This is a genomic window from Falsiroseomonas ponticola, assembly GCF_016805305.1.
Classification (GTDB): domain Bacteria; phylum Pseudomonadota; class Alphaproteobacteria; order Acetobacterales; family Acetobacteraceae; genus Falsiroseomonas; species Falsiroseomonas ponticola.
In genome coordinates, this window is the sequence record NZ_JAERQN010000012.1 from 90,362 (window position 1) to 114,315 (window position 23,954).

Here is a 23,954-nt window from a genome sequence, read left to right on the forward strand (position 1 = left end):
TGCCCTAGCCGCGATCTGACGTCGCTGTGATGACGATACTGTTTCAGATCGGTGTCAGGCGTCAATCGGCCCGTCAGGGGGCCTCGCCGGCCGCCATCCGTTCCTCGATCGCGGTGATGGCCCAGGGGAGGTCGGCGATGCTGTCGATGACGAGGTGGGCGCCGGACTCCACCAGCTCCGCCGTCGCGCGGGCACGGATGGCGTCGCGCCCGGCCTCGGGCAGCGCGGCGAGTTCCTCGGCGGAGAGCCCGGCGATGTTGCCGGACAGCGCCAGGCCCACGGTCCAGGTGCCGGCGGCGCGGCCTTCCCCGATTCCGGGCGGCGTGTCGTCCACCTTCACCACGGTGGAGGCCGGCCAGACGCCCATCTCCGCCATCACCTTCCACATCTGCAGCGGCGCCGGGCGGCCGGCGGCGAGGTCCCCGGCGCAGACCATGATCTCCGGCGTGAAACCCTGCGCGGCGGCCAGGGGCGCCAGGCGCTGCATGATGGGCCGGGTGTAGCCGGTGGTGGAGCCGATACGGATGCCGCGTTCGGCGAGGCTCGCCAGGGTTTCGCGGGCGCCGGGGATCAGGGCGGAATGGGCCTCCACGGCCGCGATGTTCAGGGGCTCGAAGACCTCGAAGATCGCCTGGACGTCGGCTTCGTCGAAGTCCCGGCCGTGCCGGGCGCGCCAGGCTTGGTTCACGGCGGCGCCGACCATGCGGATATGGTCCGCCTTGGCCATGCCCATGGGCCCGCGCGCATCGGCGATGGAGATGGCGACGCCGAAATGCGCGAAGGCGTCGACGAAGGCGCCCATGGGCGCGCGGCTGCCATGGTCCAGCACCGTGCCGGCCCAGTCCAGAACAACGGCCTTGATCATGCGGGCAACCCCCAGGCGGTGAAGACATCGGCGGCCAGGCCGAAGGCGGTGGAGGCCCCGGTGCCGGAGGTGACGGAGACGAGCATGACGCCCGCGGCCACTTCCTCGAAGAAGGCGTCATCGGGGCCGGAGGGATAGATTCCGATCCAGCGGTCGATGGTGGGCGGCGGCGTGCCCAGCACCCTGGCGTATTCGTCGAGGATCAGCGCATCCACCGCTTCCGGCTGGAAGGGGTCCGGCGTCGGGTCGTAGTGGTGACTGTCGCCCACCACCAGCGACCCATCGGCCGACTGCACGACGATGAGGTGCACGCCGTTGCCGAGATGCGGCTGCTGGTCCCGCGCGAGTTCCGCCCGCAGCGCGGGCAGCGAAGGACAGCCATGGTAGCCGCGGTAGCGATGAAGGCCGAGGTCGCTCATCACCGCCGCCGGCAGCCGCCAGCCGGGATCGGCGAGGCGCAGCATGTGCAGCTTGCAGAGCGTGACCTGGCGCTTCGCGAAGGCGTCCGGGAAGAGGCTGACGAGGTCCGTGCCGGGGCAGACGGCGATGCGGTCGGCGTGGAGCGGGCCCTGCGGCGTCTCGATACGGCCCGTCTCGACAGACAGCGCGGCGCGGCCCGGGAAGAAGGTCACGCCCTGGGTCGCGAGCCAGCTGCGCAGCTTCGGGATGGCGTCGCGGCTTTCGACGCGGAGCTCGTGCGGCGAATGCAGCGCGGCCAGCACGGCGCCGTCCTGGCGCAAGGGCTCGGGCAGCGCATCGCGGCGCAGCACCGTGCAGCCCTCCCCCATCGGGCCGGCGGCGAATTCCTCGATGACGGCGACGGCTTCGGGGCGGCGCGCGGCCATCAGCGTGCCGCGATGGATGACGGGGATGCCGGCGCGGGGCGCGACATCGGCCCAGACATCGCGGGCATGGCGGGCGCGGCGCCAGGTGTCCGGCGCCCCCTGGCCGGTGACGGTGACGAAGCCGAAATTGCGGATGGAGGCGCCATTGGCCCGCACGTCGCGGTCCAGCACCCCGACTCGCAGCCCGGCCCGCGCGCCCTTCAGCGCATGGGCGAGCCCCACGATGCCGTGGCCGATGACGAGGAGGTCGAAGCGATTCATCCCCGCAGCATCGGCACGCCTTCGCAACCGCACAAGCGACAATTCAGAAACGGTTGGGGGAGAAGCACCGGGGCGCGGCGCCGCGGCCGCGGATGCCATCGGCCACCAGCTGCCCGACCACGGGGCCGAGCGTCCATCCGTTGAAGGTGACGGCGTGATGCAGGCCGGGCACGCGGGCATCGGCGCCGATGATGGGGCCGGGCAGCTGGACATTCACCCCCGTCCAGGCGCGGATGACATGCAGCCCCGCCAGCGCCGGCAGCACCGTGCGCGCGACGTAGAGATTGCCCTCGATCGAGGCGCGGAGGTTGCGCGGGCGGCCGGCGCTGTCCGTCACGCCGGGCCAGGCGCCGCCGATGACCAGATGCCCCGCATCGCCCTGCTTGACCGAGAGATGGCGGCCGGAATGCAGGATCAGGTGGCGCATGATCTCCTGCCCCGCGGCTTCCGTCGCCATCACCTGCTGCACGGCGGCCTTCACGGGGATGGGGGCGCCGAGCATGGCGCCGAGCTGCGCGGCCCAGGGGCCGGTCGCGTTCACGACATGGCCCGCGCGGATGCGAAGCCCATCGGCGGTGTCGGCGGTGAAGCCGGCGCCGTCACGTTCGATCGCGGCGATGGCGGTGGCGGCGCGGATACGGGCGCCGGCGCGGGTGGCGGCACGCATCAGGACGGAGAGGCCGCGCAGCGGGTCCATCTGGCCCTCATCCGGGCAGAAGGCGGCGCCGGCGAAGCCGGGGGCGAGGTAGGGCGCCATGGCGTAGAGCTCGTTCGGGCCGAGCATGTCGGACGCCACGCCGAACTGGCGCTCCATCGCCACCTTGTCGGTCAGGGCGCGCATCTGTTCGGCCGTCTCGGCCAGCATGATGCCGCCCTCGGTCCGGATGCCGAGATGTTCGCCGGACTCGGCGGCGATGGCGCGCCAGAGGCGGATGCTCTCGGGCCCGATGGCCAGCACCTGGGCGGCGGCGCTGTCAGGCCCCTCCGCCGCGCCGGCGCTGTCATAGGCATGGAGCTGGACATGCAGGCTGCCGGCATTGGCGGTGGTGGCGCCCTGGCCGGGCTCCGCGCGTTCCACCACCAGCACATCCAGGCCATCCCTCGCGCAGGCCAGCGCGGTGGACAGGCCGAGGGCACCGCCGCCCACGACCAGCACGTCGCAGGTCAGCGTCTCCCCGGTGGGTGGCTTGCGGGAAGCGGGGGCGGTGGGGCCGGGATCGGCGGAGGGGCCTTCCGTCCATTCCGGCTTCTCCATCGCCAGTGCGATGGCGGGCACGGGCTTGAGCGGCGCGCGGGGGGCGGCGAAGCCGGCTTCCTCCGAGGCGCCGACCAGGCGGGCGACCGTCGCGCCGCACATGCGGCCCTGGCAGCGGCCCATGCCGGCGCGCGTCGCCTTCTTCACGGCGCCGAGCGAGCAGGCGCCCTCGGCCTTGGCGGCACGCAGCGTGCCGGCCGTCACTTCCTCACACCGGCAGACCAGCGTGGTGTCGGCGATGGCGGTGACGTCGAAGGCAGGCACGGCGAAGAAGCGCCAGAGCGCGTCCTGGAAATCGACCGCGCGGGCGAGCGCCCGGCGGGAGGCGGGATCTTCGGGCACGTTCGGCAGCAGGTCCCGCGCGGCGGCGAGGCCCGCGAGGCGGCCGCGCGAGAGCGCGATGCGCGATCCGCCGATCTGCGCACCATCGCCGATGGCGAAGACGTTCGGCAGGCTGGTGCGGCCGTCCTCGTCCGTGATGGTCTCCAGCCGTCCGAGGCCAGAATCGGTGAAGCGATGGGCGCAGCCGAGCGCGCGGGCGAGGCCCGTCTCCGGCTGGAAGCCGAGGTTGAGGGCCAGCGCATCGGCCTCGATGGTCATCTCGCCGCTGGGGGTGGCGGCGCGGAGGCGGGCGAAGCGGCCCTCCCCTTCCGCGGCGATGGGCGTCGCGCCCCAGATCAGGGGCACGCCGGCGCGCTTCAGGGCCGCGAGGTAGCGGGCGCCATCCCAGGCGAGGTCCGGCGCCGTCGCGGCGAGGCGGAGCGCCTGGCGCCAGGCGCGAAAGCCGGGCTTGGGCGCGGCTTCCAGCACCGCCGCGACCTTCACGCCGCCTTCCACCAATTCGCAGGCGAGTTGCAGGTTGAGCGGGCCGTTGCCGGCGATGACGACGCGTTCGCCGGGGGAGACGCGGTTGGCGCGTGCCAGGGTCTGCAGGCAGCCCGTGGTCATCACGCCGGGCAGGGTCCAGCCCGGGATGGGCACGGGGCGTTCATGCGCGCCGGCCGCGATCACCAGGCGGCGCGGGCGGAACAGCACGTTGCGGCCTTCCACCAGCGCGGCGACCTCGTTCTCGGAAAAGCCGCCCCAGACGGTGGCGCCGAAATGGAAGGTCACGCCGGCCGCCTTCGCGCGGTCCCGCAGCGCCTCGCCCTGGCGGAACTGGCGGTCCGGCGCGGCGTGCCTGTGGCTCTTGGCCAGCGGCTTGAGGTACTGGCCGCCGGGGGCGTCGCGCTCATCAAGGGCGATGACGCTGGCGCCGGCCTCTGCCGCGGCGATGGCGGCAGCGAGGCCCGCGGGGCCGGCGCCCACCACCAGCACGTCGCAGCCGCGCTGCTCGGCCTGGTGCTCGGCGGGCGGTGCGAGCGGCGCGGGCGCTGCGGGCGGCGCGCGTTCCACGCGCATGCCGGGTTCCACCTTCGCCAGGCAGGCGCGCTGGTTGGCACGGCCATCGATGGTGACGAGGCAGTCGAAGCAGGCGCCCATGCCGCAATGCAGCCCGCGTGGCGCGCCGGATGCCGTATACCGCAACACCATCTCACCGGCGGCGGAAAGGGCCGCGGCCACCGTTTCCCCGGGCAGCGCGGGAATCGGGCGGCCGTCGAAGGTGATGCCCACGGCTTCGGCAGCTTGGGTGATGTCCGGATGGGTCAGGCGCATGGAGTGGGCTTGATGCTTTCGCGGAAACTGGGCTGGATGCTGCCCACTTGAGACATGGGAGTCATTCGATGGCCGGCGAGCCTTTTCGCGGCTGCTACACCGTCCTGATCACGCCCTTCACGGAAGATGGCAGCGCCGTCGATGTCAAGGCGCTGGAGCGGCTGGTGGAATTCCAGATCCGCGAGGGTATACGCGGCCTGATCCCGCTGGGCTCGACGGGCGAGTTCCTTTCCGTGTCCCCCGACGAACGCACGCAGATCGTCGAGACGGTGGTGAAGACCGCGCGTGGCCGCGTGCCCGTGCTGATCGGCACGGGCGCCGAGGATACGCGGGAGGTCGTGCGCACCTCCAAGGAAGCCGAGGCGCTGGGCGCGGACGGCGTGATGATCATCCCGCCCTTCTATTCGGTGCCGACGCTGCCGGAGCTGATGCACCACTACGACACGGTGGCGAAGGCGATCGGCATTCCCATCATGGTCTACAACAACCCCGCCACGGCGAATGTGGACATGACGGCGGCGATGCTGGCCGAGATCTCCCGCATCCCCAACTGCAAATACGTCAAGGAAAGCACGCTGGAAGTGACCCGCGTGCGGGATATCGTCGATCTCTGCGGCGACCGGATGGAGGTCTTCGCCGGCGTGCTCGGCTATGAGAGCGCCTGGCTCGGCGCCATCGGCTGGGTCGCGGTGTGCAGCAACCTGGCACCGAAGCTGTCCACGGACATGTTCCATGCCGCGGCCTTCGAGAAGGACATGGACAAGGCGCTGCCCCTCTATCGGAAGCTGATGCCGCTGCTGCCCTTCGTCGGTGGGCCGCGCTACGTCAGCGGCACCAAGATGGGTTTCAAGCTGATGGGCATGGGCATGGGCAATCCGCGCCCGCCGCGGCTGCCGCTGCCCGGTGCCGATACGGCCGCGCTGTCCGCCGTGCTGCAGAAGATGGGCCTGCTCGCCGAAGGGGCGCGGCAGGCCGCCTGAACCGAACGACCTCACAGGGAGAATTCCGATGCGTCGCCTACTGCTTGCCGCGGCCCTTGCCGCCTTTGCCACACCCGCCTTCGCCCAGGCGCCGGCCTGTACGCCGCGCGTCGCCGACAGCGAACTCATCAAGCCGCGCACGCTGGTGATGTCCATCAACCCGACGCTGCGGCCGCTGCAATTCGTGGATGCGCAGGGCCAGCTGCAGGGGCTGCGCTTCGAGCTCGGCGTGGAGATCGCGCGGCGGCTCTGCCTGACGCCGGAATGGGTGCGGATCGAGTTCAGCGCCATGATCCCGGGCCTCGCCGCGCGGCGCTGGGACATGATCAACACCGGCACCTTCTACACGGAGGAGCGCGCGCGCATCATGCAGATGCTGCGCTACGAGAACCAGGCCGTCGCGATCAGTGCCGCGCGCGGCAACCCGCTCAACATCCGCAGCGTGGATGACCTGGCGGGCCGCACCATCGGCGTGGAGATCGGCGGGTTCGAGGAGGCGCGCACGCGCCAGATCAGCACGGAGCTGCAGGCCAAGGGCCTTCGCCCGCTGAACATCCGCACCTTCGACAATTTCGCCGTGGCCTTCCAGGCGCTGCGCGCCGGCCAGGTGGAGGCGGTGACGAATGTCGATGCCGTCGCCGCGGAATACGACCAGCGCGGCGAATTCTCCCGCGTGCTGTTCGGCCTCTATCCCAGCCCGGCCAGCCTGAATTTCCGCAGCCGCGTGCTGGCGACGGAAGTCGCGAAGGTGATGGAGGAGATGCGCGCCGATGGCTGGTACGACCGGCTGTTCGACCGCTACGGCGCCAGCAAGTGGACCGGCGCCTTCGAGATCGTCGGCCCGCAATAACGGGACTGCACCGGCCCCGCATCGGCGGGGCCGGTTTCCTTGAGCAACGGGGAGCCTTCCCATCCATATCTGGTCCTGGTCGGGGTTCCTCGACTACCTCTTCAATGCCTATCTCCTCGAAGGTGCGGTCACGACGCTGTGGCTGACCGCGGCCTCCCTCTTTTTCGGCCTGGTGCTCGGCGTGCTGATCGCGTTGATGCGCCTGTCCGGCAACAAGGTGCTGGCCGGCGTCGCGGGGTTCTACTGCTGGATCTTCCGCGGCACGCCGCTGCTGGTTCAGCTGCTGATCATCTATACGGGCCTGCCGCTCTTCGGCATCCGCTTCAGCGTGACGACGGCGGCGCTGCTCGGCCTCGCCTTGAACGAGGCCGCCTATCTCAGCGAGATCGTGCGGTCCGGCATCTCCGCCGTCGGCAGCGGGCAGCGGGAAGCGGGCCTCGCGCTCGGCCTGTCCCGCACCCAGGTCTTCCGCACCATCACCTGGCCGCAGGCCTTCCGCATCATCATCCCGCCGCTCGGCAACAGCGTGAACGGGCTGCTCAAGACCACCTCCGTCGCCAGCGTCATCTCCATGGAGGAGCTGCTGCGGCGGACGCAGATCCTGATCCAGGAGAAGTTCCTGGTGCTGGAGCTCTTCATCGCCGCCGCCTGCTGGTACCTGGTGATGACCACGGCCTGGGAACTGGTGCAGCGGCAGCTCGAGAAACGCTATGGCCGCGGCTATGCCGGCCATGCAGCAGACCGACGATAGGAGGTTCACGATGAGCACCTACGACATCGCCATCCGCGGCGGCCAGGTCGCCACCAGCTTCGGCGTCACGCGCTGCGACATCGGCATCAAGGATGGCCGAATCGCCGCGATCGCGGAGAGCATCACGGACGCCGCCCAGGTGATCGATGCCGGCGGGCTGCTGGTGCTGCCCGGCGGCGTGGACAGCCACTGCCACATCGAGGAGACGTCGCGCGGCGGCTATACGATGAGCGACGGCGAGCCGCAGGTCACGGTGAACGAGGAGAGCTTCGTCACCGCCTCCGCCAGCGCCTTCGCCGGCGGCACCACCAGCGTCGTGTGCTTCATCCCGCAATGGAAGGGCTTCGGCGTCTGGGAACGCTATGTCGATGCCCGCAAGCGCGGCGAGACGGGCATGCTCGACTTCGCCTTCCACCAGATCATCAGCGACCCGACCGAGGCGGTGCTGAAGCAGGAAGTGCCGAAGCTGGTGGCCGAGGGCGTGCGCAGCCTCAAGGTCTTCCTGACCTATGAGCCGCTGCATCTGAGCGATGCCGAATACATCAAGGTGCTGCTGACGGCGCGGGAGCATGGCTGCCTCGTCACCGTCCATTGCGAGAACTACGACGCCATCGGCTGGCGCACCCGCGCGCTACTTGATGCGGGCCTGACGGGGCCGAAGTACCACGCCTGGTCGCGGCCGCGCGTGGTGGAGCGGGAGGCGACGCATCGCGCCATCGCGCTGGCGGAACTCGTGGACCAGCCGATCCAGGTCTTCCACGTCTCCTGCGAGGATGCCGCCGAGGAGATCGCGCGGGCGCAGGCGCGGGGCGTGAAGGTGTGGGGGGAAACCTGTCCGCAATACGTCACCCTCACCGCCGCCGACATGGACCGTCCGGGCTTCGAGGGGGCGAAGTTCATGTGCTCGCCCTCCCCCCGTGACACGGCGGAGCATGGGCGGATCTGGGAGATGATCCGGCGCGGCACGCTCGACGTCGTCTCCTCCGACCATTGCGGCTTCAGCTACGAAGGCACCAAGGGCAAGGGTTCCTCCGGCCGCAATGCGAGCTTCGAGAAGATCCCGAACGGCATCCCGGGCCTGGCCGCGCGGTTGCCGATCATCTTCAGCGAGGGTGTGTCGAAGGGCCGCATCTCCATCGAGAAGTTCGTGGAGTTGACGAGCACCAACCCGGCACGGCTGATGGGGCTGTATCCGCGCAAGGGCGCGATCCAGCCGGGGGCGGATGCGGACCTCGCGCTGTGGGACCCCGCAAAGAAGGTCACCATCACCAACGCGCTGATGCAGCACGCCATCGACTACACGCCCTATGAGGGGCTGGAAGTCACGGGCTGGCCGGTGACGACGATCCGGCGGGGTGAGGTGGTGATGCGGGACGGGAAGGTGCAGGCGGAGCCGGGGACGGGGCGCTTCCTGCCGCGCGGGCCCTACGAGATGGTGAAGCCGCGGGGGATCACGCCGGAAGGGTTCGGGGCATAGGCAGAAGACGGGGGAGCGCTGCTCCCCCGTGCCCCCTCGCCAGGGTCCAAGGGGACCCTGGACCGCCGGATTTACGGGGCTGCGAGGCTGCGCAGGAGCCTTGCGAGGTCGGGTTCCAGCACAAGGGCCGCCGCGGCTTCGGGGCGGAACAGGCGGCGTTCGCGCTGGTGGCGCTCCGGCCATTCCGCCAGCATCCGCGTCACGCGCAGGCGGAAGACCAGCACCTCACAGGGCAGCAGCACGCCATTGGCCTTGCGCTTGTCATAGGCATAGGTGCCAAGCGGATCGGGATCGGCCTCCCCCTCCAACCCCGCCTCCTCGAAGGCCTCGCGCGCCGCGCTGACATGGGGAGCCTCGCCAGGCTCGACCCAGCCCTTGGGGACCACCCAGCGACGCGTCTCCCGGCTTGTCACCAGCACCACGCGCAGGTCGCCGGCCTCGCCCGTCAGCGGCACGGCCGCGCATTGGCGACGCAGATCACCCGCGGGCCTGCCGCCCATCATCACGCCATCCGGCATCGCCAGCCCCGTTCCCCAACCAGGCCGGGGGTGAACCCCGTTGATTCCACATGGAGAATCATGGGGCGCTTGTGAAGGGCGGATTAACGGATTGGCGCTGTTTCAGTATACAAGGCGCAAATTCATGGAGGTGTCACGAAGCCAGGCCCAGCACCTGCAGCGCATGGGCGCGCAGCTTCACCTTCTGCACCTTCCCGCTGGCGGTCATGCCGATGGCCTCGAAATCCTTCACGATGCGGAGGTGCCGGGGCAGGCGGAAATTCGCGACCTGGGGCTTGAGCCAGGCGAGGAGGTCCGCGGCCTCGATACTGGCGCCGTCGCGCAGCTGCACGAAGGCGGCGCAGACTTCGCCGAGCCTGGCATCGGGAACGCCGACCACCTGGGCCATGGCGACGGCGGGGTGGGCGGAGAGGACCTCCTCGACCTCCGCGGGGGCCACGTTCTCCCCGCCCACGCGGATCACGTCCTTGATCCGGCCGGCCATGCGCAGCCGGCCATCCGCATCCATCGTGCCGAGGTCGCCAGTGCGCAGGAAGCCGTCCGGGGTGAAGGCCTTGGCCGTGTTGTCGGGATCATTGAGGTAGCCCTTCATCACGGACCAGCCCTTCACCTGGATCTCGCCCGCGCTGCCGGGCGGGAGCGCGGCGAAGGTCTCGGGATGGGCGATGCGGAGTTGGAGGCCTTCATGGGGCACGGCGCCGCCGGCGATGCGGGCGGCGACGGGTTCGCGATGGTCGGAAAGCGCGACGTTGGGCGAAGCCTCGCTGAGGCCATAGGCCCAGCAGAGATCGCCGACGCCCATCTCCTCCACGATGCGGCGCATCGTCTCCGGCCCCGCCGCGGCCCAGCCGCCGCGGAGGTGGATGCGGGTGCGGTCGAAGGACGGATGGGCGAGCATGAGCTGGAAGATCGCGTCATTGCCGGAGGTGACGGTGCAGCGCTCCTGATCCAGCAGAGCCAGCGCCTCGCCGGCCTCGAAGGTCGGGGGCGTGACGAGGGTGGCGCCGGTGACGAGGCAGACGAGGAGCGAGAGGGTGGAGCCCGCGACGTGGAAGAAGGGGCGGCAGTTGAGATAGCGGTCATCGCTGCGCACGCCGAGTTTTTGCGAACAGACGGTGGCGTTGCGGAGCATGTTGTGATGCGTCAGCAGCACGCCCTTGGGATGGGCGGTGGTGCCGGATGTGTATTGCACCAGTAGCGGATCATCGGCGTTGACCTGCGCGATGGCGGCGTCGAGCACCGCTTCAGGTGACTGCTGCGCGCGGAACACGTCCCAGGATTCCTCGCCGCTGACGATGATGTGCGCGAGATCGGGCAGTTCCGGCGCCACCTGGCGCACCGCGGCGGCGAAGTCGATGCCAAGGAAGGTCGCAGACAGCAGCACGGCCTTGCACTTCGCGCGCGACAGCGCGAAGGCGATCTCCGGCGCCTTGAATCGCGTGTTGATGGGCACGGTGACGGCGCCGATCAGCGCGCAGGCGTAGAAGCTGCTGACCCAGCGCGCATCGTTCCCCATGAGCAGGCCGACGAAGTCGCCCTTGCCGATGCCGCGCGCGAGCAGGCTGCGCGCGATGGCGCGGGCTTCTTCGCGGAGCTGCGCATGGGTGAGGCGCGCATCGCGGGCGACGACCGCCTCATCCGCGCCACGGTCACGCGCATGGGCGTCGAGGAAGTCGGCGAGGCGCTTCGTCCAGCTCATGAGCCGAAGCCCGCCATGGTCTTGCGCCATTCGGCGGCGGCCAGGCTTTCCTCGATCGCCAGCAGTTCCGTGGCCAGCGCACCGCGGGGGTCGCGTTCCAGCCCCTCATCGATGCTGCGCTTGGCCAAAGCGAGGCCGGTGGCGGGCGCCTTCAGGATCGTTGCGGTGATCTCCGCCAGCGCGGCTCCCAGCGCTTCGGGCGGGAGGAGGCGCGTGACGAAGCCAGCGGCGACGGCCTCCTCCGCCGTCAGGGTGCGGCCGGTGAACATCATGTCCTTGGCGAGGCGCTTGCCGAGGATGCGGGGCAGGCGTTGCGTGGCGCCCACCGTGCCCCACAGCGCCTCGGGCGTGCGGAAGCTGGCCTTGGGGGTGGCGATGATGAAGTCGCAGGCGCCGGCGATCTCGACGCCGGAACCAATGGCGGGCGCCTCCACCACGGCGATGCTCGGCATGGGCAGGCGTTCGATCAGGTCGTAGGCGAGGAAGCCTTTCACGCGGCGGGCGCGGACGGCGTCGTCGCTCATCCCCTGGCGTTCCTTGAGGTCCGCGCCGGCGCAGAAGACGGGACCGTTGCCGCGGATGACGACGAGCTTTGCGGCCTCCGCGGTCGCACGGCGGCAGGCGGCGGCGAGTGATTCCGCGAGCGCGGTGTTCAGCGCGTTGCGGGCGGCGGGACGGTTCAGCGTCAGCGTCACCAGGCCATCGGCCGCGTCGTAGATCAGGACGTCATCGGTCATAGGGCGGATTCCTCGCGCAGCGCGGCGATGCGGGCGGCGTCGTAGCCGAGTTCGGAAAGGATGGCGTCCGTATCAGCGCCGAGCGCGGGTGCGGGGCGTGGCGCGGGGTCGTCGAAGCCGTCGAAGCGGAAGGGCAGGCGCAGCGCGGGGTGCGTCGCTTCGCCATGCGGGACTTCGGCGATGCAGCCGCGGGCCTGGACATGCGGGTCGGCCACCACCTCGTCCAGCGCCAGGACGGGGCCGTTCGGCACATCGACGGCGTCCAGCGCCGCGACGGCCTCCGCGCGGGTCATCGCCTCCATCGCCGTCGTCATCGCTTCCATCACGCGGTCGCGCTGGGCCAGGCGGCCCGCATTGGTGGACAGCGCCGCATCCGCCAGCAATTCCTGCAGGCCGAGCGCGGTGCAGAGCGGCGCCCAGTGCTGGTCGCTGGCGGTGATGTGCAGGAAGCGGCCGTCGCGGCAGCGGAAGCTGGCGGTGGGCACGCGGCCGGGATGTTCGGTGCCGAGGCGGGGCGGCACTTCCCCCAGCGCGAACAGCCGCGCGGCGGCGATGGTCAGCAGCGCCACCTGGCCATCCAGCATGCTGAAATCGACATGCGCCCCCTGCCCCGCCGCATCCCGCCCGCGCAGCGCCGCCAGCAGGCCGATGGCGACCCAGAGCCCCGAGGTCAGGTCGGCCACGGGAAGGCCGGGCTTCACCGGGCCGCCGCCGCGCTCCCCGGTCAGGCTCATCAGCCCGCCCATGGCCTGGAAGACCGTGTCGTAGCCCTTGCGCTTCGCATAGGGACCGGTCTGCCCGAAGCCGGTGCAGGAGAGGTAGACAAGGCGCGGGTTCACTTCCTTCAGCGACGCATAGTCGAGCCCCCGCCGCTTCAGCGCGCCGGTCGGGAAATTCTCGACGACGACATCGGCGCGCGCCGCGAGGTCGCGGATCACCTGGCGGCCGCCTTCCTTCCGCATGTCCACGGTGATGCTGCGCTTGGCGCGGTTGCAGGCGAGGTAGTAGCCGCTGACGCCGAAATCGAAGAAGGGCTCGAAGCTGCGAGTCTCGTCGCCGGTGCCGGGCTGCTCCACCTTGATGACCTCGGCGCCCATCTCCGCCAGCAGCATCGTGGCGAAGGGGCAGGCCAGCACCCGCGACAGGTCAAGGATGCGCACACCGTCCAGCGGCTTCATGGCGAGGCCCCCGCCAGGCGGAGGCGCATCGCCTCGGCTTCCCGCACCAGGCGCCCCATGAGTTCCTCGGCGCCCGGGATGTCATCGATCAGGCCGGCGGATTGGCCGGCCTCCGTCTTGCCATTGGCGACATCGCCATCCAGCGCCGCGTCCTTCAGGGACCGTGATCTGAAGAGATCGTCCAGCGCTTCCTTCGTGGCGCCGGCGCGCTCCGCCGCTTCCATGGCGCGGGCGAAATGGTTGCGGAGCTGGCGGATGGGCAGGCCCTGCTTGCCGACCAGGGCGGTGTCCGCGATGCCGGCCTTCAGCACCGCCTGCTTGTAGGCGTCATGCACCGTCGCCTCCCGCGTCATCAGGAAGCGGGTGCCGAGTTGCGCGCCCTCCGCCCCCAGCGCGAAGGCCGCGCAGATACCGGCGCCATCGGCGATGCCGCCGGCGGCCACCACGGGGATGGTGACGGCCTTCACCACGGCGCGGACCAGCACGAGCGTGGACACCTCATGCGGCGGCGGGTGGCCGCCGGCCTCCCCACCCACGACGATCAGGGCATCGACGCCGGCGGCTTCCGCCTTCACGGCATGCTCCGGCGCCGCCACCACATGCAGCCAGCGCGCGCCAAGGCGCTGGAAGCGCTCGACATGGCCGCGGGGGCCGCCCTGGCTGCCGATCATCACGGGCACGCGCTCCGCCGCCGCGATATCGAGAAACTCGGAGGACCGCTTGTTGTAGAGCGGCACGTTGACCGCGAAGGGGGCGTCGGTGCCCGCGCGCACCGTGCGGATGGCGGCGACCAGGTCATCCGGCCGCATGGGCCCTGCCGCGATCACGCCAAGCCCGCCCGCCCGGCTGACCGCCAGCGCCAGAGCGGGGCTGGAGGAGGCCCAGCTCATGCCGCCCTGGATGATCGGGTGGCGGATGCCGAGCAGGCGCGGCAGGCGCGATCGGAATCCCATGCGGTCCATGCGGCGTTTCCTCGACAGGCCCTTGCCGGTTTCGGGCATATTGGTTGATATTGTCAACCGTCAGGGAGGAACGCCAATGATGCGAATGACGCGCCGTGCCTTGGTGGCTGCTGCCGCCGCCCTGCCCCTTCCGGCCCTGGCACAGGCGCCCTGGCCCAGCCGGACCATCCGCTTCATCGTCCCCTTCGCGCCAGGCGGCCCGGTGGAGGTGCCGGCGCGCTTCCTGGCGGACCACCTCGGCCGCGCGCTGGGCCAGACCGTGCTGGTGGAGACGCGCCCCGGTGCGGGCGGGTCCATCGGGGCACGAGAGGTGGTGGCGACGAATGATCCGCACACGCTGCTGGTCTCGACCTCCGGCGTCGCCATCGCGCCAGCGCTGATGCGGAACCCGGGCTACGACCCGATCGCCGACCTGGTGCCCATCACCGTCATCAGCGATGCGCCGATGGTCATCATGACGCGGCCGGACCATCCCATCCGGGACCTGGCGGACCTGATCGCGCGCGCGAAGGCGCGGCCGGATGGCCTCACCTATGGCACCTCCGGCGTCGGTTCGACCACGCATATGGGTGGCGCGCTGTTCGCCACCCGGGCGGGGATCGAGCTGCTGCACGTGCCCTATCGCGGCGCGGCGCAGGCGACCACGGCGCTGCTGTCCGGCGACACGGATCTGGTGGTCGCCGGCACCATCGATGCGCTGCCGCATCTGCGCGACGGCAGGCTGCGCGGCATCGCCATCACCAGCGGCCAGCGCAGCCCCGTCCTGCCCGCGGTGCCCAGCATCGCGGAGGCGGTGCCGGGCTTCGACCTTGCCATCTGGTACGCCATGTTCGGGCCGCGCGGCACGCCGGCCGCGGTGGTGCAGCGCCTGGCGGCGGAGATGGCGCCGCTGGCCCGCGGCAACATCCTGGCGACGCGCATGGAGGAAAGCGGCGCCACGCTGCTGCTGGACGGGCCCGCGCGGCTGGCGGAGCGCATGCGCGTCGAGGTCCCGCAATGGCGGGAGGTCGCGACGCGCGCGCGGATCAGCGCGGAGTAGCGCCGGCGAGGCGCAGCAGCGCCGCCGCGATCTCCGCCGGGCGTTCCAGCGGCGTCAGGTGGCGCGCACCCTCCAGCGGCTGAAGGGTGGCGCCGGGGATGCGGCGGACGATCTCCTCCGCCATGGCGGGGGGCGTCGCGCCGTCATCCGTGCCGACCATGACCAGCGTCGGGACGCGGATGGCGGCAATCGCTTCCCGCAGGTCGGCCTGCCCCAGCATGCGGCAGGCGGCGGCGTAGGAGGCGACGTCATTCGCCAGGAACACCGCATCGGCGGCGGCCTCCACCTCCGGATGCGCCTCGCGGAAGGCGGGGCTGAGCCAGCGGGCGTGCTGGAAGGGCAGCAGCGCGGCCATACCGGCTTCCTCCGCCTTCGCGGCGCGATCGCCCCAGGCCTGGGGGGCTTCGGGGCCGTACCAGGCGGTGGTGTCGATCGGGACCAGGGCCGTGCAGCGCGCGGGATGGGCGACGGCGAAGGCCAGCGCGATGGTGCCGCCCATGGAACAGCCGCAGACCAGCGCGCGGTCCCAGCCCGCATCATCCAGCACCGCCGCCAGATCATCCGCCATGCGGGAGACGGGCGTCGGCCCGGCATCGCGGCCGGAGGCACCGTGGCCGCGGCAATCCATCGCCAGCAGCTCGGCACGACCCCCGATGGCGGCGGCGACCTGGTTCCAGAAATGCCGGTCGAGCGCCAGGGAATGCAACAGCGCGATCCGCGGCGCGCCCGGGGCCGGGGCGATGGCATAGGCCAGCGCCAGGCCATCGGCGGCGCGGGCGATGCGCGTGGCGGCGAAGGGCATCAATGGTGTTCCCAATCGTCGAGGGAGTCGGTGTTGGGCGGGGAGGTGCCGAGGATGTCCCCGGCTGTGGTGACGCCAAGGCCGTTCAGCAGGCGGTTGGAGTAGTTGAAATAGGCGCAGACCTGGTTAGCCTCCAGGATCTCCCCGTCATTCGCCCCGGCCTCCCGCAGCGCGGCGATATCGGCCTCCACCATCCCCTGCGGATCGAGCGTCAGCTTGCGGACGTAGCGCAGCAAAGCGAGTTCCTTGCCCTGGAAGACGCGTTCGGGCTGGGCGGCGGCGAAGGCCTTGTAGATGGCGCCGGCGCGGGCCTCGTCCTTCAGCAGGCGCGACAGGCCGGCGAAGTGGTGCGCGACCGAGTAGTCGCAGCGGTTCGACAGGCTGGTGTAGACGGCCAGGCATTCCAGGAACCAGACGGGCATGGAATTGCCGGTGTGGTGGAGGACCGATTTGTAGAGGGCGCTGTGCCCTTCCATCGTGTGCGGCCGCAGGCTGTGCGCGCGCATCACGTTGTCGATCTTGCCGCCCGGGCCCTTCACGCGGTCATAGAGCGTGCGCAGATACCCTTCGCTTTCGTCGTAGGGCACCAGCCGGATCCAGGCGGGATTCGCGTCTTCGGTCATGACATCCTCTTGGCGAAGCGCCGTTCCAGCCGCGCGGCGGCGGCGGAGAGCAGGGCGCAGATGATGAAGTAGAAGAGCGCCACGACCAGCCAGGTCTCGAACACACGGCCGGTGGTCGCGGCGACCTCGTTCCCCAGGAAGGACAGGTCCTGGATGGAGATGAGCGAGATGATGGAGCTGTCCTTCACCAGGCTGATCCCCTGCCCCGCCAGCGGCGGCACCACCCGCGCCACGGCCTGTGGCAGGATCACCAGGCGGAACAGCCGGAGGCGCGAGAGGCCGAGCGCCTGCCCGGCCTCCCACTGCCCGCGCGGCAGGGACTGGATGCCGGCGCGGACGATCTCCGCGACATAGGCGCCCTCGAACAGGCCGAGGCAGAGGATGGCGGCGATCACGCCGGTGGCGTGCTGCGGCGGGCCGAAGAGCCAGCCGATGACGCGCAGCGTGTCCTCGTCCTGCCGCCGGATCCAGTCCTCCAGGCCCAGGGCGGGGACGATCTGCGCGGTGACGAAGAAGTAGAAGACGAAGATGAAGACCAGCGGCGGGATGTTGCGGATGGTCTCGACATAGGCGCCGGCCACCAGGCGCGGCAGCAGGGCCGTCGCGCTGCGCGCGATGCCCATCAGCGTACCGACCACCGCCGCCACGATCGCCGCCCAGAAGGAGACGCGGAGCGTCGTCATCACGCCCTGCAGCAGCAGGTTGGCGACCCAGCCGCGTTCCGCGTCGTGCCGTGCGACGAAGCCCAGCACGGGACCGAAATTCCAGCGATAATCCAGCGCCGCGCCGGCGCGCCAGGCCAGGAAGCCCAGCGCACCGACGACGATTGCCAGCAGGGCGGCGTCCAGCAGGCCGAAGCGCGGGGTGCCCCGCGCGAAAGGACCTCCCGGACGTTGCATCAGCCCGGGACCTGGTCCCGCCATTCGCGGTTCTGGAACCAGTAGGCTTGGCGTTCCTCCAGGAATCCGTCGAGCTGGCGCGACGCGATCCAGTTGTTGAGGAAGTTCAGCGCATCCGGGTCGCCCTTGCGCACCGCCATGCTGTCGATCTGGCGGGCCAGCGGCTGGGCGAAGGGGCTGAACAGGGCGGCTTCGTTGTCCAGCACCGCGAAGCGCGGGCGGGGCATCGATCCCACCATGCCATGGGCGCGGCCGTTCACGACTTCCAGGATGGACTGCGCATCGTCGTCGAACTGCCGGAAGGTGGCGCGGGGGAACAGGCGCTGCGCGGCAGCGAGGGCGGAGGTGCCGCGACGGCCGCTGATGGTGACGTTGGGGCGGTTCCAGGCCTCCATCGTCGTCATGCCCTCCGCCAGGCGGCGGCTGGCGGCGAGGTCCACGCCCGAGGCGGAGTAGGAATTGGTGAAGTTGGCGGAGAGGTTGCGCGCCGCCGTCACCGTCATGCCGCCGATGATCATGTCGAAGCGCCCGGCGAGCAGCGCGGGGATGATGCCGTCCCAGGCCGTGGGCACGAATTCGGGCCGCACGCCCATATCCTGCGCCAGGCGCGTCGCGACGTCGATCTCATAGCCGATCAGCTCGCCCGCGCGGTTGCGGAAGGCCCAGGGCACGAAGGTGGACATGCCGACGCGCAGCGTGTTGCGGCGCTTGATCTCCTCGATGACCGAGGACGCGGCCAGCGCGGCGCGGGCATCCGCGGTCTGCGCCTGGGCCGTGCCGGTGATGGATACCGCGGCGCCGGCCGCGGCGGCGGGGGCCAGGAAGCGTCTCGTGATCCAACCCATCGTCTCTCTCCTTCTCGGTTGTCGTTCAGGCCGCGGCGCCGCGCAGCCGGCGTTCCAGCCCCTGCACGGCAAGCGACAGCGTGACCGTCACGCATAGATAGAGCGCGGCGACGGTCAGCCAGATCTCGAAGGTCATGAAGGTGTCGCTGATGACGTTCCGGCCTTCATTGGTCAGGTCGAAGATGGCGATGACGCTGACGATGGCGGAGTGCTTGATCAGTGACACGCCGAGGCCGGCGAGCGGCGGCAGGATCACGCGCAAGGCCTGGGGCAGGATGATGAGGCGATACGCCTGGGCGCGCGAGAGGCCCAGCGTCCACGCGGCTTCCCATTGGCCGAGGCGCACGGCCTGGATGCCACCCCGGAAGATCTCCGCGGCGAAGGCGCCTTCGAAGATGGCCAGCGCCAGCACCCCGGCCCAGAAGCGATCCATGCCGAGGATCGGCGCCAGGATGAAATAGACGATGTAGAGCTGCACCAGCAGCGGCGTGTTGCGGATGGCCTCCACATAGCAGGCCACGATCCAGCGCCCGGCGACCGAGCCCGACAGCCGCAGGATGGCGGCGCCGAGGCCGATCACCACCGTCAGCAGCAGCGCGAGCGCGCTGATCTCCAGCGTTACGGCCAGGCCCTTCAGCAGGGGCCCGGGGAAGAACTCACCCTCGAAGACCTGGAACAGGTGGCGGGGCACGCGGTGCCATTGCCAGTTGTAGCCCATCCCCGCGGCGCCGGAGACGACAAGCCAGACCAGCGCACCGGCGAAGACCGCGAATTGCGCGATATCGATCAGGGCGCGGCGGCGGCCCTGCCACCGCGCGGCGGCGGGGGGTGGCCTCACGGCGGCAGGATGCGGCGCGGCGGGCGCGACAGGATGCGCGCGACCATGGGGGCGAAGACGGCGATCGGCGCTTCCGGCAGGCCGGCGGCGATGGTGGTGATGTCGTAGCGCTCCACGAACTCGGCCGTGGCGGCGAAGTGTTCGTGGCCGCGCCAGCGTTCGCGGCCATCCGGGTCCACCGCTTCGTCCGGGTGGTCGTGGCAGTGGTGCGACTGGAAGATCTGGTGGCGTTCCAGGATCCAGCGGCTGGCGTCGCTGACATAGGGCGCCAGCATGGCGGCGGCGAAGGCGCCATGGCTGTTCGGGCAGACGGTGAAGCCGACATCGTGGAACAGGGTGACGACGACGTATTCCTCGTCCCGCCCATCCTGCAGCGCCGCCGTCGCGGCCTGGATGCTGTGGCGGTAGTTGTTGACCTGGTAGCCGAAGCCGGGATCGGCGGCGGTCGCCTCCAGCATCCGCAGCGCATGCGCCGCCTGCTGCCCGGCATCGAAGACCTGGCGCTGCCGCGCCAGCAATTCCCAGTCGCCACGGCGGAAGGCGTCGAGGCGCGGCGCCTCGACATACTGCCAGCCGGGCTCCAGCAGGGGGGACCGATCCGCCGCCATCGCGCGGGTCAGCCCGTCGGCGCCCGGTAGCGGAAGGCCTTGTCGAAGCGGCCCACCACCCATTCGCCGCAGGCCACGGGCGCGTGCTTCGCCTGGGCGGGATCGTCCAGCAGGTCACGCGGATCGACCACGGTGTGGAAGCCGGGATCGTAGAAGACGGCGACGCTCTGCCGCGCGCGGCCGGAGGTGTTCACCACGCGATGCGGGTTGGAATGGAAGCGGTCATTCGTCCAGCGATGCATCAGGTCGCCGATATTGACGACGAAGGTGCCCTCGATCGGGTGGGCCATCACCCAGTCGCCGCTCGCGCTGCGCACCTGAAGCCCGCCCGTCATGTCCTGGTAGAGGAAGGTCAGACCGCCGTAATCCGTGTGGGGGGCGACGCCGAACTGGTCCTGGCCGAGATCGGGCGGCTGCGGCGGGTACCAGATCAGCGAACCGCGGGCGAGCGGACGCGCGAAGCGCTCCGCGAAGAAGCCGGCATCGCGGCCGAGGCTGAGCGCCAGGCCGCGCAGCACCGCCTGGCCGAGGCCGAGCACCGCCTCGTAATAGGGATAGACCGTCTCCCGCAGCGCGGGCAGGGCTTCCGGCCACTGGTTCGGGCCCATCAGCGGCGTGCCGGCGGCGACGTCGGGATCATCCTCCGGCAGTTCCAGGCCGAAGACGAAGCTTTCCTTCAGATCGACCTTGGCGCCCGTATACATCTTGGCACCGCCATGGCCGATCCAGCCGCGGTGGCGCTTGTTGACCTTCACCGCGGCCTTGGCGTCCTCCGGCAGGGCGAAGAAGTCGCGCGCGCGGGCGAAGACGCCGTCGATCAGCGCCTGGGGGATTCCGTGGTTGGCGACGTAGAAGAAGCCGATACGCTCGCTGGCTTCCCGCATCGCCTGGCCGGCGGCGGCGCTGCCTTCAGGGTCGCCGGCCACCAGGGCGCCGATGTCGATGACGGGGATCTCGCTGACGGCGATCTGCTTCGCGGTCGCATAGGCCATGGTGACAGTCTCCTCTGTCGCCATTGTCATGCGGAAGCCGCGTGGCCGCCAGCCCAGAAGGCGAGTTCCTCGCCCGTCACCTGTCCCTCCACCGCCGCCGCCAGGCCGAGCGCCATCAGCGGCGCCAGCTTGAAGCCGTGGCCCGAACAGGCGCTGGCGAGCGTGACGCCGGGCGCGACCCCGCGCAGCACGAAGCGGTCCTCCGGTGCCATGGTGTAGAGGCAGTGGCGCGCCGCGATCAGGCGGTAGCGGTCGAATCCGGCGATGGCGCGGGCACCGGCATCCAGCAGGGCGGCGACGCGCCCGGCCCTGGGCGGATGGCGTGGCGCGGCGGGATCGACGGTGAGGGAGGTGTCGTAATCCCCGATCTTCAGCCGCGTGCCCGCCCGCGGCGGCAGCACATAGATGCCGCCCGTCGCATGCCCCGGCAGGCGGCAGAGCAGCATCGGCGCGTCCTCCCACAGCCCCGGCGGCGGATCGAGATAGGCGATGGTCTGGAGCGAGGCGCGGAGCCCGAATCGCCGCGCGGCTTCCGGCATCAGCGCCAGCACGCCGGCGCCGGCGGCCACCAGCGTCGCATCCGCGGCGACGCGCGATCCATCCACGAGCAGCGGACCCCCTTCCGGGCAGGCGGCGACCGGGGTGTGGGGCCGCAGTTCCACGCCACAGCGCGGCAGCAGCCCGGCCAGGTCCGCCAGGATGGGTGCCGCCAGCAGCATGCCCGATCCCCCGACCTCCATGGCGCGGATCACGCCCTCCGGGTTCAGGGTGGGGATGGTCGCGGGATCGACGGCCGCGAAGGGCAGGCCGTGGCTGGCCTGGGTCCGCGCCACCGCGCCCTGCCAGGGGGTTTCCTCCCGCAGCGCATAGATGGCGCGGGCCGGCACCAGGCGATCCTGGCCCGTCTCCGTGAAGAGCGCGCGCCAGGCGGCGAAGGCAGCCGGCATCATCGCGGCGTAGCCTTGCATGGTGCCGTAGGCGTGGCGGATGATCCGGCCCTCATCGGCGGAGGAACCGCCGGGGTTGGGGATCGGCCCGCCCTCCAGCACCGTCACCGCATGGCCGCGCCGCGCCAGCGCCCAGGCGGCGGAAAGGCCGAGGATGCCGGCGCCGACCACGGCGATGCGCCGCGGCCGGTCCGTGCGATCCTGCAGCAGCCCAGCGATTCGGCGGGTCAGGGAGTCCATGGATGCGTCTCGACCGGATGAGCGTCTCGGCGCTGGAGGCGCGCTTCGCCGTGGGCCAGCGCGGCATCATCCTGCCGCTCGGCAGCCTGGAACAGCATGGCGCGCCGGGGCTGCTGGGGACGGATGCGATCTGCGCGCAGGCGGTGGCGGATGGCGCGGCGGCGCGGGCGGATGGCGTCAGCGCGCCGGTGCTGGCCTATGGACAGGCGCAGTTCCATCTGGGGCGGGCGGGCACGGCGAGCCTGCGGCCCTCCACGCTGATGGCCGTGCTGGTGGATGTGATGACCAGCCTGGCGCTGGGCGGCTTCACCCGGGTGCTGCTGCTGACCGGCCATGGCGGGAACATCGCGCCGGCCCAGGCCGCGATCCAGGAGGTGATGGCGGAGGTGTCGATGGGGCGCCTCCTCCTGCCCGCGCCGCTGACGGTGAAGCTGCGGACGTGGTGGGAGGGGCCGCGCCTGACGGCGCTGCGGCGGGAGCCGTATGGGGACCGGGAGGGCTTCCACGCGACGCCGTCGGAGATCGCCATCGCCATGGCGCTGCATCCGGAGGCGCAGCCGGAAGGCTGGCCGGCCTTCCGCCCCCTGCCCGCCGACCCGCTGCATGATGCCGGCGGCGACCGCCACCTGGATGCGGCGCGCCACCGCGCCATGTTCCCGGACGGGCTGATCGGCAGCGACCCGTCCCTGGCCCGCGCCGAACACGGCCATCCGTTGCTGGAGGCCGCGGTCGCCGATGTCGCGGAGGTCTTCGCGGCCTTCCAGGCGGCACCGGATCATGCGGCGCGGTAGGCGGTCGCCTCCACCTCCACCGTGATGCCGGGGGCGAAGAAGCTGCTCATGTAGATCCAGCCAAGCGCGGGGCGGATATCGGCGAAGACCTCCCCATGCGCGCGGCCGGATTCCTTCCAGTGCTCGGGGTTCACGACGTAGATGCGGGTCTTCACCACATCGGCCATCGTCATGCCCACCGCCTCCAGGCTCTCCCGGATCAGGTCGAGGCAGGCCAGCGTCTGCCGGTACACATCGCCGGGGTGCAGCACCGTGCCGTCCGGCGCGCAGGGGCTGCAGAGCGCCGTCTCCGCATAGGGCCCCACGCGCACCGCCCGGCTATAGCCGCAGGCGACCTCCCAGGGCCGGTCGGTGGCGTGCGACGACCGCTGGCCTGTTGTCGGCCCGGCCGATTCAGACGTCCGCGACCTGCGGTCGCTCCCGTCATCGGACGGGCTCACCCCTGCGAAACGCCCCAGCGCGTGTTGATCTCCTCGAAGAAGCCGCTGGCGGTGCGGATGGTGATCCAGGCGTTCAGGAAGTTGGTGAAGACCACGTCGTTGACCGGGCTCAGGAAGGCCATCGGGATCGGGTTGCGCGGCGTGTTCTGGAAGATGGCGACGAGGTCCGGATACTCCTTCGTCAGGAAGGCGGCCTCGATCAGGGAGGACATGGTCGCGTCCACCCGGTTGCCGAGCAGTTCCTGCCAGTCCCGCGCCGGGCTTTCCACGCGGCGCAGCGTGGCGCCGGGCAGCGCGGACTGCACCCAGGTCTCCATGGTGGTGCCGAGGTTGACGCCGATGGTGACGTTGCGCTGGTTCAGCGCGTCCCAGTTGGCGAAGCGGTTGGCATCCCGCCGGCGGACCAGCGGCACGAAGGCGTTGCGGCCCCAGGGGATGGAGAAGCTGGCGGCCATGGCGCGGGGGACGGACATGGAGGTGCCGGTGAAGACCACGTCGTACTGGTCCGCCTGCAGCCCGTTGATCAGGGTGCGCCAATCCGTCGCGATGAATTCCGCGCGCACGTTCATGTCCCGCGCCAGCTGGTTGGCGGCATCGATCTGGTGGCCGCGATACTCCCGGCTGGCGGGGTCGCGGAAGCTCATCGGGTTGAAGTCGCCCGTCGTGCCGAAGCGGATGCGCCCCGCCGACTGAATGGTCTGGAGGCGGGAGGCCCCGGCGGCCTGGGCGCTGGCCTGGCCGGGCATCGCCACGGCGGCGGCGGCCGCGGCAGCGGCGGGGAGGAAGCGGCGTTGCATGGGGGGTCTCCTGACGAGCAAGCGGGCTTGCTTTGGGACATAAGGGTGCGACAACGATT

General features: G+C 70.9%; 24 protein-coding genes. 6 read left to right on the forward strand and 18 right to left on the reverse strand.

Annotated elements, in window-relative coordinates; all coding sequences use genetic code 11:
* Window positions 1-73: 73 nt before the first annotated feature.
* The 3 genes from phnX to JJI54_RS26690 are packed head-to-tail and all read right to left on the reverse strand — an operon-like array spanning window position 74 to window position 4,882.
* The gene (phnX, locus tag JJI54_RS26680; RefSeq protein WP_203076461.1) at window positions 74-865 is read right to left on the reverse strand and encodes a phosphonoacetaldehyde hydrolase; all 792 of its coding nucleotides are present in this window, start codon (window positions 863-865) and stop codon (window positions 74-76) included.
* A complete protein-coding gene (locus JJI54_RS26685) occupies window positions 862-1,971 on the reverse strand; it encodes a TIGR03364 family FAD-dependent oxidoreductase (protein WP_203076462.1) in 1,110 nt (369 codons plus the stop codon). The genes phnX and JJI54_RS26685 overlap by 4 nt, the downstream gene beginning before the upstream one ends.
* 43 nt (window positions 1,972-2,014) lie before the next feature.
* Window positions 2,015-4,882, reverse strand: coding sequence for an FAD-dependent oxidoreductase (locus JJI54_RS26690; RefSeq protein ID WP_203076463.1), 2,868 nt, complete (start codon window positions 4,880-4,882; stop codon window positions 2,015-2,017).
* A gap of 68 nt (window positions 4,883-4,950) precedes the next feature.
* On the opposite strand from JJI54_RS26690, the gene JJI54_RS26695 reads away from it, so the two are divergent.
* From JJI54_RS26695 to hydA, 4 genes are all read left to right on the forward strand, one after another.
* Window positions 4,951-5,862, forward strand: coding sequence for a dihydrodipicolinate synthase family protein (locus tag JJI54_RS26695; protein WP_203076464.1), 912 nt, complete (start codon window positions 4,951-4,953; stop codon window positions 5,860-5,862).
* Window positions 5,863-5,890: 28 nt separating this feature from the next.
* Entirely contained in the window at window positions 5,891-6,712 is an 822-nt protein-coding gene (locus JJI54_RS26700; RefSeq protein WP_203076465.1) for an ABC transporter substrate-binding protein, read from the forward strand.
* A 67-nt stretch (window positions 6,713-6,779) separates the two neighbouring features.
* Window positions 6,780-7,463: an amino acid ABC transporter permease gene (locus tag JJI54_RS26705; protein WP_318987595.1), complete on the forward strand. Its 684-nt coding sequence runs from the start codon at window positions 6,780-6,782 to the stop codon at window positions 7,461-7,463.
* A gap of 10 nt (window positions 7,464-7,473) precedes the next feature.
* The gene (gene hydA, locus JJI54_RS26710; RefSeq protein ID WP_203076466.1) at window positions 7,474-8,940 is read left to right on the forward strand and encodes a dihydropyrimidinase; all 1,467 of its coding nucleotides are present in this window, start codon (window positions 7,474-7,476) and stop codon (window positions 8,938-8,940) included.
* A 71-nt stretch (window positions 8,941-9,011) separates the two neighbouring features.
* On the opposite strand, the gene JJI54_RS26715 is transcribed toward hydA, so the two are convergent.
* The 5 genes from JJI54_RS26715 to JJI54_RS26735 all read right to left on the reverse strand — a co-directional run bounded on the left by JJI54_RS26715 (window position 9,012) and on the right by JJI54_RS26735 (window position 14,034).
* Window positions 9,012-9,458: an NUDIX hydrolase gene (locus JJI54_RS26715; RefSeq protein WP_226382148.1), complete on the reverse strand. Its 447-nt coding sequence runs from the start codon at window positions 9,456-9,458 to the stop codon at window positions 9,012-9,014.
* Window positions 9,459-9,591: 133 nt separating this feature from the next.
* Window positions 9,592-11,157 (reverse strand): AMP-binding protein, encoded by a 1,566-nt coding sequence (locus JJI54_RS26720; RefSeq protein ID WP_203076467.1) that lies wholly within the window; start codon window positions 11,155-11,157, stop codon window positions 9,592-9,594.
* Window positions 11,154-11,894, reverse strand: a complete 741-nt coding sequence (locus tag JJI54_RS26725) for an enoyl-CoA hydratase/isomerase family protein (RefSeq protein WP_203076468.1) — start codon at window positions 11,892-11,894, stop codon at window positions 11,154-11,156. The genes JJI54_RS26720 and JJI54_RS26725 overlap by 4 nt, the downstream gene beginning before the upstream one ends.
* Entirely contained in the window at window positions 11,891-13,072 is a 1,182-nt protein-coding gene (locus JJI54_RS26730; RefSeq protein WP_203076469.1) for a CaiB/BaiF CoA transferase family protein, read from the reverse strand. The genes JJI54_RS26725 and JJI54_RS26730 overlap by 4 nt, the downstream gene beginning before the upstream one ends.
* Entirely contained in the window at window positions 13,069-14,034 is a 966-nt protein-coding gene (locus tag JJI54_RS26735) for an NAD(P)H-dependent flavin oxidoreductase (RefSeq protein ID WP_203076470.1), read from the reverse strand. The genes JJI54_RS26730 and JJI54_RS26735 overlap by 4 nt, the downstream gene beginning before the upstream one ends.
* Before the next feature lie 79 nt (window positions 14,035-14,113).
* On the opposite strand from JJI54_RS26735, the gene JJI54_RS26740 reads away from it, so the two are divergent.
* Window positions 14,114-15,073, forward strand: a complete 960-nt coding sequence (locus JJI54_RS26740; RefSeq protein WP_203076471.1) for a Bug family tripartite tricarboxylate transporter substrate binding protein — start codon at window positions 14,114-14,116, stop codon at window positions 15,071-15,073.
* On the opposite strand, the gene JJI54_RS26745 is transcribed toward JJI54_RS26740, so the two are convergent.
* From JJI54_RS26745 to JJI54_RS26780, 8 genes are read right to left on the reverse strand one after another with little or no spacing between them, the layout of a single operon-like run.
* Window positions 15,060-15,875: an alpha/beta fold hydrolase gene (locus JJI54_RS26745; protein ID WP_203076472.1), complete on the reverse strand. Its 816-nt coding sequence runs from the start codon at window positions 15,873-15,875 to the stop codon at window positions 15,060-15,062. The two genes, JJI54_RS26740 and JJI54_RS26745, sit on opposite strands and share 14 nt — an antisense overlap.
* Complete coding sequence (locus JJI54_RS26750; protein WP_203076473.1) at window positions 15,875-16,498, reverse strand: carboxymuconolactone decarboxylase family protein; 624 nt, start codon at window positions 16,496-16,498, stop codon at window positions 15,875-15,877. Before JJI54_RS26750 ends, JJI54_RS26745 begins: the two co-directional genes overlap by 1 nt.
* Window positions 16,495-17,397: an amino acid ABC transporter permease gene (locus JJI54_RS26755; protein WP_203076474.1), complete on the reverse strand. Its 903-nt coding sequence runs from the start codon at window positions 17,395-17,397 to the stop codon at window positions 16,495-16,497. The genes JJI54_RS26750 and JJI54_RS26755 overlap by 4 nt, the downstream gene beginning before the upstream one ends.
* Window positions 17,397-18,242, reverse strand: a complete 846-nt coding sequence (locus tag JJI54_RS26760; protein ID WP_203076475.1) for a transporter substrate-binding domain-containing protein — start codon at window positions 18,240-18,242, stop codon at window positions 17,397-17,399. Before JJI54_RS26760 ends, JJI54_RS26755 begins: the two co-directional genes overlap by 1 nt.
* 25 nt (window positions 18,243-18,267) lie before the next feature.
* Window positions 18,268-19,080 carry an amino acid ABC transporter permease gene (locus tag JJI54_RS26765; RefSeq protein WP_203076476.1) on the reverse strand — a complete coding sequence of 271 codons (813 nt, stop codon included), beginning with the start codon at window positions 19,078-19,080 and terminating at the stop codon, window positions 18,268-18,270.
* Window positions 19,077-19,688, reverse strand: a complete 612-nt coding sequence (locus JJI54_RS26770; RefSeq protein ID WP_203076477.1) for a phosphohydrolase — start codon at window positions 19,686-19,688, stop codon at window positions 19,077-19,079. Before JJI54_RS26770 ends, JJI54_RS26765 begins: the two co-directional genes overlap by 4 nt.
* 8 nt (window positions 19,689-19,696) lie before the next feature.
* Window positions 19,697-20,680, reverse strand: a complete 984-nt coding sequence (locus JJI54_RS26775) for an isopenicillin N synthase family dioxygenase (protein WP_203076478.1) — start codon at window positions 20,678-20,680, stop codon at window positions 19,697-19,699.
* A gap of 26 nt (window positions 20,681-20,706) precedes the next feature.
* A complete protein-coding gene (locus JJI54_RS26780; RefSeq protein WP_203076479.1) occupies window positions 20,707-21,867 on the reverse strand; it encodes an NAD(P)/FAD-dependent oxidoreductase in 1,161 nt (386 codons plus the stop codon).
* Between the two features lie 2 nt (window positions 21,868-21,869).
* On the opposite strand from JJI54_RS26780, the gene JJI54_RS26785 reads away from it, so the two are divergent.
* Window positions 21,870-22,658 (forward strand): creatininase family protein, encoded by a 789-nt coding sequence (locus tag JJI54_RS26785; RefSeq protein ID WP_203076480.1) that lies wholly within the window; start codon window positions 21,870-21,872, stop codon window positions 22,656-22,658.
* On the opposite strand, the gene JJI54_RS33040 is transcribed toward JJI54_RS26785, so the two are convergent.
* Together JJI54_RS33040 and JJI54_RS26795 are read right to left on the reverse strand one after the other, a co-directional pair.
* Window positions 22,643-22,963, reverse strand: a complete 321-nt coding sequence (locus JJI54_RS33040) for a Rid family hydrolase (RefSeq protein WP_203076481.1) — start codon at window positions 22,961-22,963, stop codon at window positions 22,643-22,645. The genes JJI54_RS26785 and JJI54_RS33040 overlap by 16 nt on opposite strands.
* A gap of 131 nt (window positions 22,964-23,094) precedes the next feature.
* Window positions 23,095-23,895, reverse strand: a complete 801-nt coding sequence (locus tag JJI54_RS26795) for a transporter substrate-binding domain-containing protein (protein ID WP_203076482.1) — start codon at window positions 23,893-23,895, stop codon at window positions 23,095-23,097.
* Window positions 23,896-23,954: the final 59 nt, after the last annotated feature.